Origin of the sequence: Mycobacterium sp. (assembly GCF_036273375.1) — a bacterium.
Taxonomy (GTDB): domain Bacteria; phylum Actinomycetota; class Actinomycetes; order Mycobacteriales; family Mycobacteriaceae; genus Mycobacterium.
In genome coordinates this window covers 1-15,520 of record NZ_DASUHS010000085.1, presented here as the reverse complement: position 1 = coordinate 15,520, position 15,520 = coordinate 1, and the positions used below count along the sequence as shown (strand labels likewise).

Genomic DNA, 15,520 nt, shown 5'->3' with positions numbered 1-15,520 from the left:
CGGTCACAAGTCGGATGCCAGCCGGCACAGAATGTCGGACGCGGGCTCCGCGGTCGCGTGCCGGTATCCGGTGCCCGCCCAGAGGTGGACGTAGTTCGGCTTGCCCGCCGCCGCCGCGGCCTTGCGCAGCGGGCTGGTCAGGTAATGGATGGCGGGATAACCCGCCGGCGCTTCCGCTTCGTGAGCGTCGATGAACGCGTTGCGCAGGCCGCGGGCGGGCCGGCCGGTGAACGCTCGGGTCAGCACCGTCTCGGTGTAGGCGGGATCGACCAGAGCCGCCTGATGAGTGGCCGAGGCGCCGCTTTCGGTGGCGCGCAGCAGCACGGTGCCCACGGCGGCCGCGGCCGCACCCGCGCGGATCACCTCGGCCACCGCGGCGGGGGTGGCCAGCCCGCCGGTGGCCATCACCGGCAGGGGCACCTTCGCGACGACTTGCCTCACCAATTCGGCGATCGGGACCGGCGTCAACGGCCGCTGCGGCGCGAGGGTGCCGGAATGGCCGCCGGCGGCGGCCGCCTGCACGGCGAGCATGTCGACGCCGGCGTCGTGCGCCTGTGCCGCCTCGTCGGCCGTGGTGACGGTCTGGACCACAACGCTGTTGGCGCGTTGCAGCGCGGCGATCACGTCGCGCGGCGGAATGCCGAACGTGAACGACACCATCGGAACCGGGTCGTCGAGCAACAGCCCGATCTTCTCGTCGAATCTGTCGTTGTCCTCGATGGGCTCGGGTGGCAACGTCAGCCCGAACTGGTCGGCCTCGGCCTGGATGGTCGCGGCATAAGCGTGGTAACGCTGCGGGTCGACCGGCACCGGATTGGGTGCGAAGACGTTAACCCCGAATGAAATTCCCTCGGCGCGAACGGCTTTGATCTCGGCCTCGATGGCCTCGACGGTCTTGTATCCCGCCGCGAGCAAGCCCAGTGCGCCCGCGCGGGTGGCGGCCGACACCATGGCCGGGGTGGTCGGTCCGCCCGACATCGGAGCCGCCACCAGCGGAATGGACATTCCAAACTGCGCCAACATCTTCATGCCCTTTCGCTGTTCCGCGGCCGTAGACCTTGATGGTGCCTGCCTCGACAATATCGGCGTCGAGCCGGTGCGGCAGCATTCCGCCCCGGCCACGGACCTGGCAGGATCCATGAGCGTGACGCGCCCCAACTTCCTCGTGATCGTTGCAGACGACCTCGGGTTCTCCGACATCGGCGCGTTTGGCGGCGAGATCGAGACGCCCAACCTCGATCGGCTGGCCCACGCGGGTATCCGGCTCACCGATTTCCACTCGGCCCCGGCCTGCTCACCGACCCGGGCGATGTTGTTGACCGGAACCGACCACCACATCGCCGGCATCGGCACGATGCTCGAGGTCGCGTCGCCGGAATTCCGCGGCGCGCCCGGGTACGAGGGCTATCTGAACGACCGGGTCGTCGCGTTGCCGGAATTATTGCGCGACGCGGGCTATCTGACGCTGATGTCGGGCAAATGGCACCTGGGCGCCACGATCGAGACCTCGCCGTGGGCGCGCGGTTTTGAGCGCTCGTTCGCCCTGCTGCCGGCCGGCGCCAGCCATTATGGCGGCTCGGCGGCGCGCGGATTCTCGCCCGTGCCAACGCTTTACACCGAAGATGACCAATTCGTCACCGTCGGCAACGACTTCTATTCCTCGGACTTTTATACCGACACACTGTTGCGGTATCTGGAAGAGCGCGCTCCCGACGATGACCGGCCCTTCTTCGCCTATCTGCCGTTCCAGGCCCCGCACTGGCCCCTACAGGCGCCCGACGAATCCATTGTGAAGTATCGAGGCCGCTACGACGCCGGGCCGGACGCGCTGCGTAAGGAGCGCCTGGCCGCACTCAAGCGGCTCGGTCTGTGCCCGCCCGATGTCGTCGCACATCCGGTGGTGGCCGGCGGCGCACCGGAGTGGGCCGACATGACCGACGACCAGCGCGCGGTGTCGGCCCGCAGCATGGAGGTCTACGCCGGGATGGTCGACCGGATGGACTTCAACGTCGGCCGGGTGATCGACTTCCTCTCGGCGAGCGGCGAACTCGACAACACCGTCGTCATCTTCATGTCCGACAACGGCGCGGAGGGCGCGATCGTGGAGGCGATGCCGCTGCGCGGTCCGCAGATCGCCGCACAAATCGAAAAGCATTGCGACAACAGCCTGGACAACCTCGGCCGGCCCACGTCGTTCATCTGGTACGGCCCCCGGTGGGCGCAGGCCGCCACCGCGCCGTCGCGCCTGCACAAGGCGTTCACCACCCAGGGCGGAATCCGCGTCACCGGCTTCGTCACCTGGCCTGGCTTCGCCCGGCAACAGCAGATCGGCACCGCGTTCAGCACCGTCATGGACATCGCGCCAACCCTGCTGGAGCTGGCCGGGACCACGCACCCGGGCACGTCCTACCGGGGCCGCCAGGTGGCCGCCATGCGCGGCCGCTCACTGGTGGATTACCTGACGGGCGCGGCCGAGACCGTGCACGATGCCGACGCCGGTACCGGCTGGGAGCTGTTCGGCCGCCGTGCCATCCGACAGGGCGATTGGAAGGCGCTGTACCTGCCGGCACCGTACGGCCCGGGCAGCTGGCAACTCTACGACCTGGCTTCCGACCTCGGCGAGATCGACGATCTGGCCGAGTCACGGCCCGACAAGCTGGCCGAGCTGCTGACGCTGTGGGATCGCTACGTCGAGGAGACCGGCGTGATCCTCGATCCCGTCTCCGTGTATGACGTTCAACTCTGAACCCTCTGACCTGCACGTTCACGATAGATCACGCGCTGGGTCGAAGGGCCTCAAATAGCTCGACTGAACCACTGTGCCGTGCAACCAGGACTTCGAGCCCCGCATCCCTGAGCCAGCGCTGCACGTCACCGGCCTGGGGCGTATTCCCAAAAAAGCCCGCCGTCTGCAACGCGGTCACAAAACGATCCTGGCGCCAACCGCGACCACGTACACACGTGCTCCCGCGAAGAATCCCACCCGGCTTGAGCACGCGGGCGAGTTCGACGACCGCCGCTCGCGGGTCGGGAAGACAATGCAGGCCGTTGAACGTCAGTGCCAGGTCAAAGGTGTTGTCCTGGAAGGGCAAATCTGCGATATCGGCCTCGGTGAACTCCATCAGGTCGGCCACGCCCAACTGAGTTGCCCGGCTGTGTGCCCGCCTCAGCATGTCCGAGGAAATGTCAGCGGCCACGTAACGGCAATCCTGTCTAGAGTGCAAGCCACGAAAGGCAAAGCCTCCACCGCTCGGGATGTCAAGTACATGGGCGCCGGCGGGAGCTTCACCAACACGCTGAACCTCTTCTAGGAGATCGTGTAACGCCAATCCCCACAATGCTTTTGCGCCCACCGCGGCGACGCTGTCATGCATTACAGCAGTGTTGTACAACGCCGATGCCACCCGAGCGGCACGCCAGCGGTCCGTTACCTGCCCCATCCGCTGACTCTAACTGGAAACCCAGGCGTGGCAAGCTCAGCTAGATTCCGCCTGGTCGAACACCTCGGCGTAACGCGACGGGCCGATCAGCAGCACGCAGCAATTCTGGCTCGCGATAAACTCAGCGGCGTGTACGGCGACTATCCACCAGTGAAACCATGAGGGGCCAGCCCCTGTCGGCGGTGCCCGCCAATTTCGTCGGCGTCGGGGTCAGGCCCGAGCATGCACCGACATTCGCCCGACGGGGACCGAAGGGGCGCGATGGCTGACACCGCGATACGCATCGGCATCCTGGGGGCGGCCAGAATCGCACCGCTGGCGTTGATCAATCCCGCCAACGAGAACCCGGGGGTCGTCGTCGCCGCGGTCGCGGCCCGCGACGTGCCGCGCGCGCAGGCGTTCGCCGCAAAACACGGCATCGCTTCGGTGCACGGCGATTACGGGGCGCTGATCGCCGACCCCGATATCGACGCCATCTACAACCCGTTGCCGAACGGCCTACACGGACGCTGGACCCGGGCCGCACTGACCGCGGGCAAACACGTGCTGTGCGAAAAGCCGTTCACCGCCAACGCGGCCGAGGCATACGAAATCTCCAAACTGGCGACCGATTCGGACCGCGTGGTGATGGAAGCCTTCCACTACCGTTATCACCCGCTGACGCTGCGCGCCGAGGAAATCATCGCCTCCGGCGAGCTGGGCGCGCTGCAACACGTGGAGGCCACGCTGTGCTTCCCGCTGCCGAAGTTCTCCGACATCCGCTACAACTACGGGCTTGCCGGCGGGGCGACGATGGACGCCGGCTGCTACCCGGTGCACATGGCCCGCACGTTCGGTGGGCCGGCCCCGGAAGTCGTTTCGGCGCAAGCCAAACTGCGTGACACACAGATCGACCGGGCCATGACCGCCGACTTGCGGTTCCCGGCCGGCCACACCGGGCGGGTGCGCTGCTCCATGTGGTCATCACGGCTGCTGCAGATCAGCGCTCGGGTGATCGGCGAACACGGGGAGCTGCGCATTCTGAATCCCGTGCTACCACACTATTTCCATCGGCTCTCGGTGCGGTCGCGGCGGGGCAAACGAGCGGAACGGTTCGGGCGCCGGACCTCCTACGCGTATCAACTGGACGCGTTCGCCGCGGCGGTGCTGCGCGGCGAACCGATCAAGACCACCCCGAGCGACGCGATCGACAACATGACCGTCATCGACGCGATCTATCGCGCCGCGGGGCTCCCGCTGCGCTACCCGAGCTGAACCTCCAACAGCAACCGGCGTGCGGCCTCGACACACGGACGCAGGCGGTCGATCGGACTCACCCCCGCCAGCGCCAATGACCGCCTGGGAACTTCGATTTCGAGCACGGTGTCGCCGGGAGCGCGGACAGAAGATCGTGCAGCGGGAGTTCACCTTCGCCGGGAACCATGCGCTCGAACATGGCTTCCTCCAGGTAGTTGTCGATGCGCGGCCGCAGCGTTGTGTCGTTGAGCTCGGCGTAGCCGATCTGGTCGGCATCGATGGCGGCCAGTTCGGTGGCCCCGGACCCCGATCGCACCAGGTGCATGGTGTCGATCAACAACCGAAATTCGCCTCGGCCAACGTAATCCTTCGCGGCCAGCGCGCAACCCACGTCGCCGATGGTCAGGCCGGGCACAGGTTCGACGACCGTATTGATATCGCGCTGGGCGGCAAGCTCGGTCAGCGCGGCGAACTGGTCAAGCGTGCAAGGGCAGATCGGGGTCCAGGCTGACCAAGTTGATCCGGGGGACACCGAGCTCGGCCAGCACGTCAAGGTCGCCGCAAAGAGCGCTCACGTCGGCGCCGGGCAGCACGAGGAACCCGTCGCCCAGCGAGATGCTCACGCCTCGGTCGCCCATCGCGGCGAGCAAGTCTTTCCGCAGAACGGCGTCGTCCTTCAACGAGAAGGGTGGATAGCCTAGCGACACCAGCGGCATCCCCTGGACGGCGACCGAGACGTATGTGCACCCCAGGTCCGCGGCGAGATCCACCAATTCGATTGGGGGCAGCCCGAATACGCTGAGCATGCCGATACCGAGGCGCTCCGGGCGCCCCGAGGCCGTCATGCGGGCCGACCAACCAATTGGGCCAATTGCGCCGCGCCCTCGGCTGTTTGGGTAGTCAGCACGATCCGACCGGACGTGGCCGGTTGTTCAATGATCGGCGCTTCCAGGACCATGTTGTCCCGGATGAAGGCCATGTGGTCTTGCAGATGCGCTCCCGTGAACGCGGTCCACGCGGCGGCCGACGGCGGATCCAGCACGAGGGTCAGTTCGTAATAGTCCGCGGTCAGCGACTTTGGCGGGTCCACGTGGATGAGCCCGAGCTGCATGGTCTCGGGGCCCAACGTATAGACGGTGGTTCGGCCGATGTCACAGGTGCTAAGGACGTCGGTCGGATTCACGGCAGCAGTGGGATCCGTGGCCGGGCACTTCACGGCGGGCGTCGTCGGCTGCGACTTCGTCACCGGCCGAACCGGCAACGGTGCGATCTGCACGACCGGCGGGGGTGGCGGGGGCGGCGGGGCGGTCGTGCTGGGCGGCCCGGTGGTCGACGCGCTGGACGGCGCGGGCTTGTGCGCCTGCTGACAGCCGCACATCACCGTGGCGAGCAGACCGATGGACCCAAGCCAGGCGGCGGCGATGCGCGCGCTAAAACGACAGTGAATCATCCGAATAGACTCTACTCGCAGGATCATTGATTTCACGGTCGACGGGAACTCTTGCACGGCAATTTCTTTGGTGCCATTCAGCGTCGAGCGTTGAAATCGCGCCGATGGGCGAGGGGTTGCCGGAAGGGCTAGGCCTGCACGCATACGGTATGCCGATGCGCACGGCGTTGCGCTCTTTGCTGACACTACGAACATAGAGTAGAGTCGCATTCTAAGAGAACGAATGGATAGACGACGTAAGCCCAACCCCGCCGAACGCCGCCGTGACCTATGCGATGCGGCGATCCAGTTGTTGGCCGATGACGGGGCCAAGGGGTTGAGCCACCTGAAGGTCGATCGCAAGGCCGGGGTGCCCGACGGTACGACCTCGTTCTACTTCCGCACGCGATCGGCGTTGCTGCGCGCCGCGGCCGAACGCTCGGCCGAGCTTGACCTCGCGGAGCTGCAGGCGGTCGCGGACAGTTCCGATTCCGGTGAGAATCGCGTGCCCTCGCGCTTGTCGCAGGTGGTCATCCAGGCCGGCAGCGATCCGCAGTTGTACCGCACGAGGGCCCGATACGAACTGACCATGCAGGCCACCCGCGACCCGGCGCTGGCCGCGATTCTGCAGCAGGCCACCGACGAGTTCACCAAACTGCACCGGGAAATCCTCGTACAGCTCATGCCGCATGGCGCCGAGCTGGATCCGGCCGTCGTCGAGGATCTGAGCAACGTCACGCTGACGTTCATCAATGGCCTGCTGCAGCGGTTCGCGCACGGCGACCGGATCATCGACAGTCCCGAACAGCTCGACGGAATCCTGTCGGCGATCGCCGCCGGAATCTTGAAGAGTTCGGCCAAGGGCCGGCTCACCCAGACCGGCGGCCTTCGGGTGTTGCGCCGCGGGGCGGCCGGGTCCGGGTGAGAGCCCTGACGGGACACGGCGGACGGGGCTGTAGCCCTTGCCAGAACATCGGCTGTATGGTTCTCTACGAGAATAGAGTAAGCCCACGTTCATGCGTCGTTTTCAGCGGAGCTTGTGCACATGTCAAAGCCACGCAATTAAGCGGAGTGTATAAATTGCCCAACCGAATCCAGCGCTGCGACGCCGGCAGCACTAGCTCTGGTGCAGGCAATGCCGGTACCTAAAACTGCAGCGGTAGGAGGGATTTCGTGACGACTAGCACCGATAGCCATGTTCGTTTCGATCCATACGATGTCGGGCTGATCGCCGACCCGTATCCCATGTTCGCGCGACTGCGCGAAGAGGCACCGCTTTACTACAACGCCGAATATGACTTTTACGCGGTGAGCCGTTACGCCGATGTCAGCAAGGCGCTCGTCGACCACGAGACATACAGCTCGGCGCGGGGCGCAATCCTGGAGTTGATCAAGGCCAACCTCGAAATCCCGCCAGGCATGTTGATCTTCGAAGACCCGCCGATTCACGACGTGCATCGCAAACTGCTGTCGCGGATGTTCACCCCTCGCCGGATCGCCGCGCTCGAACCGATGATTCGCGACTTCTGCGCTCAACTGCTGGATCCGCTGGTGGGCTCGGGACGTTTCGACTTCGTCACCGACCTGGGTGCGCAGATGCCGATGAAGGTCATCAGCATGTTGCTGGGCATTCCCGAGGACGACCAGGAGTACATCCGCGACCGGGGCAACGCGCAGCTGCGCACCGAGGCCGGCAAGCCCATGGATGCCGCCCAGCATGGCCTGTCGGTGGGCGAGCAGTTCGAGGCCTACATCGACTGGCGCGCCGAGAATCCGTCCGACGACATCATGACCGAGCTTCTCAATGTCGAATTCGTGGACGAAACCGGTACCGCCCGGCGGCTGTCTCGCGAAGAAATCCTGGTCTACCTCAACGTCGTCGCCGGGGCCGGCAACGAAACGACTACACGGCTGATCGGTTGGTCCGGAAAGGTTCTCGCGGAGCACCCCGATCAGCGCTGGGACCTCGTCAAGAACCCGACGCTCATCCCGCAGGCGATCGAGGAATTACTGCGATACGAGCCGCCGGCGCCGCACGTGTCGCGCCACGTGACCCGCGACGTCACCGTGCACGACCAGACCGTGCCCGAGGGCAGCGTGATGATGATGCTCATCGGGTCGGCGTGCCGCGACGAGGCCCAGTTCGGCCCAGACGCAGGCGATTTCAACGTTCACCGCGCCGTCCGTCCGCACCTCACCTTCAGTATGGGAACCCACTTCTGCCTGGGATCGGCGCTGGCCCGCCTCGAAGGCCGCGTCGCCCTGGAAGAAATTCTGAAGCGATTCCCCGAGTGGGAGGTCGACCTGACCAACGCAGTCCTCAGTCCTACCTCCACGGTCCGGGGCTGGGAGTGCATGCCGTCACTGGTGTCATGATGGCCGGGCGAGTCGAGGGCAAGGTCGCTTTCATCAGCGGTGCCGCGCGGGGTCAGGGCCGCAGTCACGCCGTCCGTCTGGCGCAAGAAGGCGCCGACATCATCGCGATCGATGTCTGCGGGCCGATCGAAAACCTGGCTTATCCCCACTCGACGCCCGAAGACCTCGCCGAGACCGCGGATCTGGTCAAGAACCTCGACCGGCGCATCGTGACCGCCCAGGTGGACGTCCGCCACTACGACGCGCTGAAGGCCGCTGTGGACAGCGGGGTCGAACAGCTCGGGCGTCTCGACATCATCGTCGCCAACGCCGGAATCGGCACCTTCGGCAACAAGCTGCACAAGATCGGCGAGCAGATCTGGCAGGACATGATCGATGTAAACCTTTCCGGTGTATGGCACACCGTGAAAGCCGGTGTGCCGCATATCCTTGCCGGTGGACGCGGCGGCTCCGTCGTGCTGACCGGTTCAGTCGGATCGCACAAGGCCATGGCTTACACCGGCCACTACATCGCCGCCAAACACGGCGTCTTGGGTCTGATGCGTGCGTTCGCGGTCGAGCTGGGCCAGCACAGCATTCGGGTGAACTCGGTGCATCCGAGCCAGGTCAACACGCCGATGACCATGAATGACATCACCTTCCGGTTGTTTCGACCGGATCTGGAGAATCCGGGGCCGGAGGATTTCGCACCGTTCTCGCAGATGACCCACACGATGCCGGTGCCGTGGGTGGAAGCCGTCGACATCAGCAACGCCGTCCTGTTCCTCGCCTCTGACGAATCTCGTTACATCACCGGTGTTTCGCTGCCAGTCGATGCGGGCGCATTGCTCAAATAGGCACTAACTCCAAGTGAAAGAAGAAGTCCATGCCCGAATATGACTACGAAAAGCTGAAGAAGGAAGCCGAGCAGTACATCAAGTTCGAAAAGGACAAGAAGAACCGGATCGCGTACATCACGTTCAATCGCCCGGAAGAGCTCAACTCGACCACGCTGGGCATGCGGCAGAACTACGCGGACCTGATCCACAAGTGCAACGTGGACGACGACGTCAAGGTGGTCGTGATCCGGGGTGAGGGACAGGATTTCGGCAGCGGTGGCGACCTGCCCGAGCAGCGTCCGATGCTGGAGAACCCCGGTATGCCCCTGCATCACGAGCTCGCGATCAACGACGACGACGTCAAGTACCCACCGGGTGGTTCGTACCGCTACCTGTCGACCGTCACCGACTTCTATGCCAAGGCCCGCGCCGGAAACCGTCCGCTGCAGGAGCTTCGGAAGATCAGCATCATCGAAGCCAAGGGCTACTGCTACGGGTGGCACTTCTATCAGGCCGGCGACGCCGACCTGGTGATCTCCTCCGACGACGCCCTGTTCGGGCACCCGGCCTTCCGTTACGTGGGCTGGGGACCGCGGCTGTGGTGGTGGGCCGAGACGATGGGCCTGCGTAAGTTCTCCGAGATGCTGTTCACCGGAAGGCCGTTCAGCGCGAAGGAAATGTACGACTGCGGCTTCGTCAACAGTGTGGTGCCACGCGACAAGCTGGAGGCAGAGACCGAGAAGTACGCGCTGGCCTGCTCGAAGTCGCGCCCGACCGACACGGTCGCGGTCCAGAAGACCTTCCTCGAGCTATACAAGCAGCACAAGGGCGAGTACTTCGGCAGCCTGCTGACCGGCATGGTCGAGGGCATGCTGCCGATGATCCAAAATGACGCGCAAGAGGTCGATCTCACCGGCGGCACCTTCGAGAAGGGCCTCAACAACGTGGTCAAGGACAACGACTTGAACTTCCCGCCGGAGTGGCGCCTGAGCCGCTCGGGCCGCGCGAAGCCCTGACCGTTTTGGCGGGGCGTGCATGTCCGCGCTGACGGGTATCAGGGTCGTCGAGTTAGCCGAATCCGTCGCGGGGGAGTACTGCGGGAAGCTGCTGGCCGACTTCGGCGCCGAGGTCATCAAGATCGAGGCGCCGAAGGGCGGCAGCGCGACGCGCGCCATGGCGCCCATCCTCGCCGATGGGTGCGAAGGCAGCGCGCTGTTCGCCTATCTCAACACCAACAAGCGCTCCGTCGTTCTCGATCTCGGCTCGGCGGCCGACGTCGAGCGACTGCACCGGCTGATCGACGCCGCCGACGCGGTCATCGAAGGCCGGTCCACCGACTGGTCCGCGCGGCACCCGTCGGTGGTCTTCTGCTGCATCACCCCGTACGGCCAAGGGGTGGCCGCGGAATTCGATAATGCCCGGAGCATCAACGTGTTCCACGCCAGCGGATGGGGATATCACACTCCGAGCCACCCGGACCCCGGCAAGCCCCCGCTGCAGGGACCGGGCCGCTTTCTGTCCGACTACGAAGCCGGGCTGGAGGCGGCACTGTGTGTCGCGTCGTCGCTGTGTGGGCGCCTGCACACCGGCCAGGGCGAGTTGATCGACGTCTCTCAGCAGGCCGTGCTGGTCTCACGCGCCGATTGCATCCTGGGCCGCCTCATCACCGGCGAGGTGCCGGCCGACGGTGCGCGCGATGATTACGATCAGGCCGGGCCGGCGTCCTTCTTCGCCTGTGCGGATGGCTTTGTCTACCTGTACATGACCAGCGGGACCCACTGGGCCGGGGTGAAAACCCTGATGGGCCATCCCGAATGGCTCAATACGTTCGAGGACGACTGGCTGGAGTTCTCCGTCACCGCCGAGAAGGTCACCGCGTTCCAGCGGGGCTTCGCCGCCTGGGTAGCCGGCGTGCCGAAAGAGGATGTATCGGAAAGTGCCCAGCGGCTCGGTGTGCCGCTGGTGCCCGTCAACGGCGCTGCGGAACTGCATCGCTCGCCCCAGTATCGCCACCGCGGCTTCTTCCAACAGGTTCGGCACCCGGTACTGGGTGAAGCGGCGTATCCGACCGTGCCGTATGCGTTCAGCGCATCGCCCGCGCGAATCACCCGTGCCGCACCGGGTCTCGGCGAGCACAACGTGCCGGTCATGGAAAGCGTCGACACCCCGCGCCCACGGCCGACGGTCAAGTCGGCGCAACTGAAGCCGCCGAAGAACCCACGGGGCGGCCCGCTGGAAGGCGTGCGCATCGTCGAGCTCACCAAAGTGTGGGCCGGTCCGTACGCCGGAAAGCTGCTGGCGATGCTGGGCGCCGAAGTCATCAAGATCGAGACGGCCGACAGCCCCGAGGAGATGCGCGCGTACGGCGGCACCGACATCAACCACGCGCCCTACTTCCTCAGCATCAACCCCGAAATCCTCAGTGTGGACCTCGATATCAAGTCGACAGAGGGGATGGCGCGGCTGCGCGAGCTTATCGCCCGCAGCGACATCGTCATCAACAACCTGCGCCCGGGCGCCATGGAACGCCAAGGCCTGGGGTATCAAAAGCTCACCGAAATCAAGCCCGACATCATCTCCGTGTCGATCAAGATGTGGGGCAACGACGGGCCAATGGGTCATCAAACCGGTTATGCACCATGCTTTGCCGCACTGGCCGGGCCGGCCTCGCTGATCGGCTATCCCGGTGGGCCGCCGCTGGGGACCAGCATGCGCTACGGTGACTCGACGGTGGGCGCGGCCGCCGCGTATGCCACTGTGGTGGCGCTGCTGCATCGGGAGCTCAACGGCGCAGGGCAATTCGTAGACGTGTCGGCCGTGGAGACCCTCTCCTCGATGATCGGTGACTGCCTGCTGGAGCAATCGCTGACCGGGCGACCTTTCGGTCCCAGCGGCAATGCCCACCCGGACTTGTGCCCGCACGGCTGCTATCCGTGTGCCGACGGCGCATGGATCACGGTGGCCGTCGCGAATGACGCCGAATGGCGAGGGTTGTGCGAGATACTCGGCGCCGCAACGCTGGCCGACGAACCCCGCTACGCCACCGGCGACGCGCGCCACCGGCACGCCGAGGCGCTCGACGCGGACCTCGCCCGGCTCACCCGAGGCCAGGACGCAGAGCGGCTCGCCGAGCACCTGCGCGCGACCGGAGTGCCGGCCGCCAAGAGCGCCACATCGGTGGATGTGATTGCCGATCAACGGCTCTGGGACCGCGAGCTGTACCGCTTCGTCACGGATCACCGCGAAGGCCAGCGACCGGTGCTCGGGCCGTCCTGGCGGATGGCCCGGTGCCCGGCCCGGATCGAGCGCGGCGCGCCGGACCTGGGCGAGGACAGCGACTACGTTCTACACGAGATACTCGGCAGGCAACCGATGGGCGGGACATGACGACACTGGCGCGCACAGCGGCCCTGGTCACCGGCGCCAGTAGCGGCATCGGCGCGGCAACGGCTCAGGCGCTGGCGGCCCAGGGAGCGGCGGTGGCTTTGCTCGCGCGTCGGGCCGACCGGTTGGCCGAGCTGAAAGCCCAGATCGAATCCGCTGGTGGCACAGCGCTGGTGGTGGCCGCCGACGTGACGGATGCGGACCAGGTGGCGGCCGCCGTGCAGCGCACCGTTGCCGAGCTGGGGCGCCTCGACATCCTGGTGAACAACGCCGGCCTGATGCAATCGGCGCCCGCGACCGAGGCGCCGCTGCAGGACTGGGACCAGATGGTGTCGGTAAACGTGCAGGGCGTCCTCTACGCCACCCGGGCGGCGCTTCCCCACCTGATCGACGCGGCCGCCGACTCGCCGCGCGGCGTGGCCGACCTGGTCACCATCAGTTCCACCGCCGGCTGGGTGGCCCGGCCGAACACCGCGGTGTATTCACTGACCAAATTCGGCGTGAACGCCTTCAGCGAGGGTCTTCGCCAAGAGGTGCTTGGCAAGCGGGTCCGGGTCGGCGTGGTGGGCCCCGGAACCGTCGACACCGAAATCTTCAGTCACCTCGCCGAAACGTCACGCGAGGCGTTCGAACGGCAGACGGCCGGCATGGTCATGCTGCGGCCCGACGACATCGCGGATGCCGTGTTGTTCATGGTGACGCGTGACCGCCGGGTGGCGGTCAATCACATGTTGGTGCGCTCGGCCGAGCAGACGTGGTAGCGGCGTGGTCTCGGATTGGGTGATCGGCGATCATTACGGATTGCCGTTCCCGGCTGATCCCGCGGCGTTGCTCAGCGGGGGAGCGCCGTTTTTGACCAGCGCGTTTCGGGCCTCCGGTGTGCTGCGGGAGAACAGCGTCGCTCGGATCATCGCCTTCCGGGAGATCAGCGGTGGCAGCACGGGGCGCAAGGTTGTGCTGTCGGTCGAATACGACCGGCCCACAGCGGATCTGCACACCGACCTGTTCGTCAAGTTCTCCCGGGATCTCGACGATCCGGTGCGTGACCGCGGAAGGACGCAGATGGAATCCGAGGTCCGGTTCGCCTCGTTGGCACGTGCGCCGCAATTCCCCATCGCGGTGCCCGGCCCGCAGTTCGCCGACTATCACGGTCGTAGCGGCACCGGGATCTTGATCACCGAACGAATCAACTTTGGCGCCAACGGGATCGAACGTCAATACCACAAGTGCCTCGACTATGAGATGCCCGCACCGTTGGAGCACTACCGCGCACTGCTGACCGCGCTGGCGCGGCTTGCCGGAACGCACCGGTCCGGTCGGCTGCCCGCGGAACAGACCGCGCACTTTCCGTTGGATGTGCAGGCTACAACGGTCGGAGACCGGCCGTCGCTGTCCATGGACAAATTGGAACGACGGGTCGCTCAGCTGGCCGAATTCATCGTCACCCATCCCGGTTTGGTGCCGGCCGGCGTGGGCTCGTCCGAGTTCCTGGTTCGCTTGGCCGATGAGGCTCCGCGGTTGGCCCTGTACGAAGATGCGGTTGCGGACCATTTGGCCGCCGACGCCGACTACGTAGCGTTGTGTCACTGGAATGCCAATATCGATAACGCGTGGTTCTGGCGCGATGGCGACGGCACTTTGTGCTGCGGCCTTTTGGATTGGGGATGCGTCAGTCAGATGAACCTGGGCATGGCGCTGTGGGGTGCCATGTCTGGCGCCGAAACCGAGATGTGGGATGCCCACCTCGACGACTTGCTGGACCTGTTCGTAGCGGAATTCCGGTGCTACGGCGGTCCGCGCCTGGAGTTGGATAGACTGCGCCGACACACGCTGTTGTATGCGGCGGTGATGGGTGTGGCCTGGCTGCTGGACGTACCGGCGTTGATACGCAAACGATTCGACGTCGCACCGACTAGTCGGACGGACCCGCGGATCAGGGAAGACGAGAGCGTGCGCGCCCCCCTGCAGATGCTGTCGAACCTGCTGCTGCTGTGGCAGCGAAACCCGCTGGGCGACCTGCTTGACGAGGCACTGGACGAGGAAGGGCGTGTCGTTCAAGGGGCCTCGTCGTCTCGGTCGTGAAGCAGCTTTTCGGGATGGTGGTAGGGGTTGACGCGGGGCTGTCCACGGTCCAGGTGCGGGGGCGGAAGCCATTCGGTGTCACCCCTGGCGTTCTTACGGGTGCTCCATCCGCCGGGTCGCAGCAAGCGGTGCTGGGGTCCGCAGGCGAAGGTGAGGTCGTTGACGACGGTGGTGTGACACGTCGCGTACTCGGTTATGTGGTGGACTTCACAGTAGTAGCCGGGCGTGGTGCAACCCGGGGCCGAACAACCACGATCCTTGGCGTACAGGACGATTCGCTGGCCCGGTGATGCCAGGCGTTTAGTGTGGTACAGCGCCAGCGCCTTGCCCTTGTCGAAGATCGCCAAGTAGTGATGCGCGTGCCGGGCCAGGCGGATCACGTCGCTCATCGGCAACATGGTGCCGCCGCCGGTCAATCCACGTCCGGCCGCAGATTCCAGCTCTTGAAGCGTTGTTGTCACGACGATCGAGGCCGGTAAGCCGTTGTGCTGCCCGAGCTTTCCGGAGGTCAACAGCGCACGCAGGCCTGCGTTGAGCCCGTCGTGCTGGCGTTGGGCGGCCGATCGCGGGTCGCGCTCGATGGCATCTTGGGTGGGCGCACCGTCGACGCAGGGGGTCTCATCCAGGGGATTGCACATACCCGGCGCGGCGAGTTTCGCCAAGACGGCTTCGAACGTGGCGCGCGCTTCGGGGGTGAGCCATCCGCGCAGCTGCGACATGCCGTCGGCTTGCTGGTTGCCCAGCGTCAGGCCCCG

General features: G+C 65.7%; 13 protein-coding genes and 1 pseudogene. 9 read left to right on the top strand and 5 right to left on the bottom strand.

All coding sequences use genetic code 11. From position 1 onward, the window contains the following. Window positions 1-3 precede the first annotated feature (3 nt). Entirely contained in the window at window positions 4-1,023 is a 1,020-nt protein-coding gene (locus tag VFW69_RS07360) for an NAD(P)H-dependent flavin oxidoreductase (RefSeq protein ID WP_526499668.1), read from the bottom strand. A 121-nt stretch (window positions 1,024-1,144) separates the two neighbouring features. Here VFW69_RS07360 and VFW69_RS07355 point away from each other — a divergent pair, with 121 nt between their 5' ends. Continuing rightward, window positions 1,145-2,746, top strand: coding sequence for an arylsulfatase (locus VFW69_RS07355; RefSeq protein WP_526499714.1), 1,602 nt, complete (start codon window positions 1,145-1,147; stop codon window positions 2,744-2,746). A 28-nt stretch (window positions 2,747-2,774) separates the two neighbouring features. Here the strand turns inward: VFW69_RS07355 and VFW69_RS07350 are convergent, their stop codons facing one another. Further along, window positions 2,775-3,374, bottom strand: coding sequence for a class I SAM-dependent methyltransferase (locus VFW69_RS07350; protein WP_526499666.1), 600 nt, complete (start codon window positions 3,372-3,374; stop codon window positions 2,775-2,777). A gap of 327 nt (window positions 3,375-3,701) precedes the next feature. Here VFW69_RS07350 and VFW69_RS07345 point away from each other — a divergent pair, with 327 nt between their 5' ends. Beyond that, window positions 3,702-4,694, top strand: a complete 993-nt coding sequence (locus VFW69_RS07345) for a Gfo/Idh/MocA family protein (RefSeq protein ID WP_526499663.1) — start codon at window positions 3,702-3,704, stop codon at window positions 4,692-4,694. Here VFW69_RS07345 and VFW69_RS07340 read toward each other — a convergent pair. Together VFW69_RS07340 and VFW69_RS07335 are read right to left on the bottom strand one after the other, a co-directional pair. Further along, a pseudogene (locus tag VFW69_RS07340) lies at window positions 4,682-5,521 on the bottom strand (sugar phosphate isomerase/epimerase family protein). The gene VFW69_RS07345 and the pseudogene VFW69_RS07340 sit on opposite strands and share 13 nt — an antisense overlap. Further along, window positions 5,518-6,054, bottom strand: coding sequence for a SecDF P1 head subdomain-containing protein (locus VFW69_RS07335; RefSeq protein ID WP_526499712.1), 537 nt, complete (start codon window positions 6,052-6,054; stop codon window positions 5,518-5,520). The pseudogene VFW69_RS07340 and the gene VFW69_RS07335 overlap by 4 nt, the downstream one beginning before the upstream one ends. A gap of 295 nt (window positions 6,055-6,349) precedes the next feature. Here VFW69_RS07335 and VFW69_RS07330 point away from each other — a divergent pair, with 295 nt between their 5' ends. The 7 genes from VFW69_RS07330 (at window position 6,350) to VFW69_RS07300 (ending at window position 14,765) form a co-directional block, all read left to right on the top strand. Further along, window positions 6,350-7,030: a TetR/AcrR family transcriptional regulator gene (locus VFW69_RS07330; protein ID WP_526499661.1), complete on the top strand. Its 681-nt coding sequence runs from the start codon at window positions 6,350-6,352 to the stop codon at window positions 7,028-7,030. Window positions 7,031-7,278: 248 nt separating this feature from the next. Continuing rightward, on the top strand, window positions 7,279-8,481 hold the full coding sequence (locus VFW69_RS07325; RefSeq protein ID WP_526499659.1) for a cytochrome P450: 1,203 nt from the start codon (window positions 7,279-7,281) through the stop codon (window positions 8,479-8,481). Then, on the top strand, window positions 8,481-9,317 hold the full coding sequence (locus VFW69_RS07320) for a mycofactocin-coupled SDR family oxidoreductase (protein WP_526499710.1): 837 nt from the start codon (window positions 8,481-8,483) through the stop codon (window positions 9,315-9,317). The genes VFW69_RS07325 and VFW69_RS07320 overlap by 1 nt, the downstream gene beginning before the upstream one ends. A gap of 29 nt (window positions 9,318-9,346) precedes the next feature. After that, window positions 9,347-10,315 (top strand): enoyl-CoA hydratase/isomerase family protein, encoded by a 969-nt coding sequence (locus tag VFW69_RS07315; protein ID WP_526499657.1) that lies wholly within the window; start codon window positions 9,347-9,349, stop codon window positions 10,313-10,315. 19 nt (window positions 10,316-10,334) lie between these two features. Continuing rightward, window positions 10,335-12,686: a CaiB/BaiF CoA transferase family protein gene (locus VFW69_RS07310; protein WP_526499655.1), complete on the top strand. Its 2,352-nt coding sequence runs from the start codon at window positions 10,335-10,337 to the stop codon at window positions 12,684-12,686. Next, a complete protein-coding gene (locus VFW69_RS07305; protein ID WP_526499653.1) occupies window positions 12,683-13,444 on the top strand; it encodes an SDR family NAD(P)-dependent oxidoreductase in 762 nt (253 codons plus the stop codon). Before VFW69_RS07310 ends, VFW69_RS07305 begins: the two co-directional genes overlap by 4 nt. A gap of 19 nt (window positions 13,445-13,463) precedes the next feature. Then, on the top strand, window positions 13,464-14,765 hold the full coding sequence (locus VFW69_RS07300; RefSeq protein WP_526499708.1) for a hypothetical protein: 1,302 nt from the start codon (window positions 13,464-13,466) through the stop codon (window positions 14,763-14,765). On the opposite strand, the gene VFW69_RS07295 is transcribed toward VFW69_RS07300, so the two are convergent. Next, window positions 14,738-15,520, bottom strand: a 783-nt coding sequence (locus tag VFW69_RS07295; RefSeq protein WP_526499651.1) for an HNH endonuclease signature motif containing protein, incomplete at its 5' end; no start/stop codon positions are given. The two genes, VFW69_RS07300 and VFW69_RS07295, sit on opposite strands and share 28 nt — an antisense overlap.

What these genes read in the sequence shown, in the direction of transcription:
- VFW69_RS07360 (WP_526499668.1), bottom strand. Translation starts at nt 1,023, where the DNA reads ATGTTGGCGCAGTTTGGAATGTCCATTCCGCTGGTGGCGGCTCCGATG.
- VFW69_RS07350 (WP_526499666.1), bottom strand. Translation starts at nt 3,374, where the DNA reads ATGCATGACAGCGTCGCCGCGGTGGGCGCAAAAGCATTGTGGGGATTG.
- VFW69_RS07345 (WP_526499663.1), top strand. Translation starts at nt 3,702, where the DNA reads ATGGCTGACACCGCGATACGCATCGGCATCCTGGGGGCGGCCAGAATC.
- VFW69_RS07335 (WP_526499712.1), bottom strand. Translation starts at nt 6,054, where the DNA reads ATGTGCGGCTGTCAGCAGGCGCACAAGCCCGCGCCGTCCAGCGCGTCG.
- VFW69_RS07330 (WP_526499661.1), top strand. Translation starts at nt 6,350, where the DNA reads ATGGATAGACGACGTAAGCCCAACCCCGCCGAACGCCGCCGTGACCTA.
- VFW69_RS07320 (WP_526499710.1), top strand. Translation starts at nt 8,481, where the DNA reads ATGGCCGGGCGAGTCGAGGGCAAGGTCGCTTTCATCAGCGGTGCCGCG.
- VFW69_RS07315 (WP_526499657.1), top strand. Translation starts at nt 9,347, where the DNA reads ATGCCCGAATATGACTACGAAAAGCTGAAGAAGGAAGCCGAGCAGTAC.
- VFW69_RS07310 (WP_526499655.1), top strand. Translation starts at nt 10,335, where the DNA reads ATGTCCGCGCTGACGGGTATCAGGGTCGTCGAGTTAGCCGAATCCGTC.
- VFW69_RS07305 (WP_526499653.1), top strand. Translation starts at nt 12,683, where the DNA reads ATGACGACACTGGCGCGCACAGCGGCCCTGGTCACCGGCGCCAGTAGC.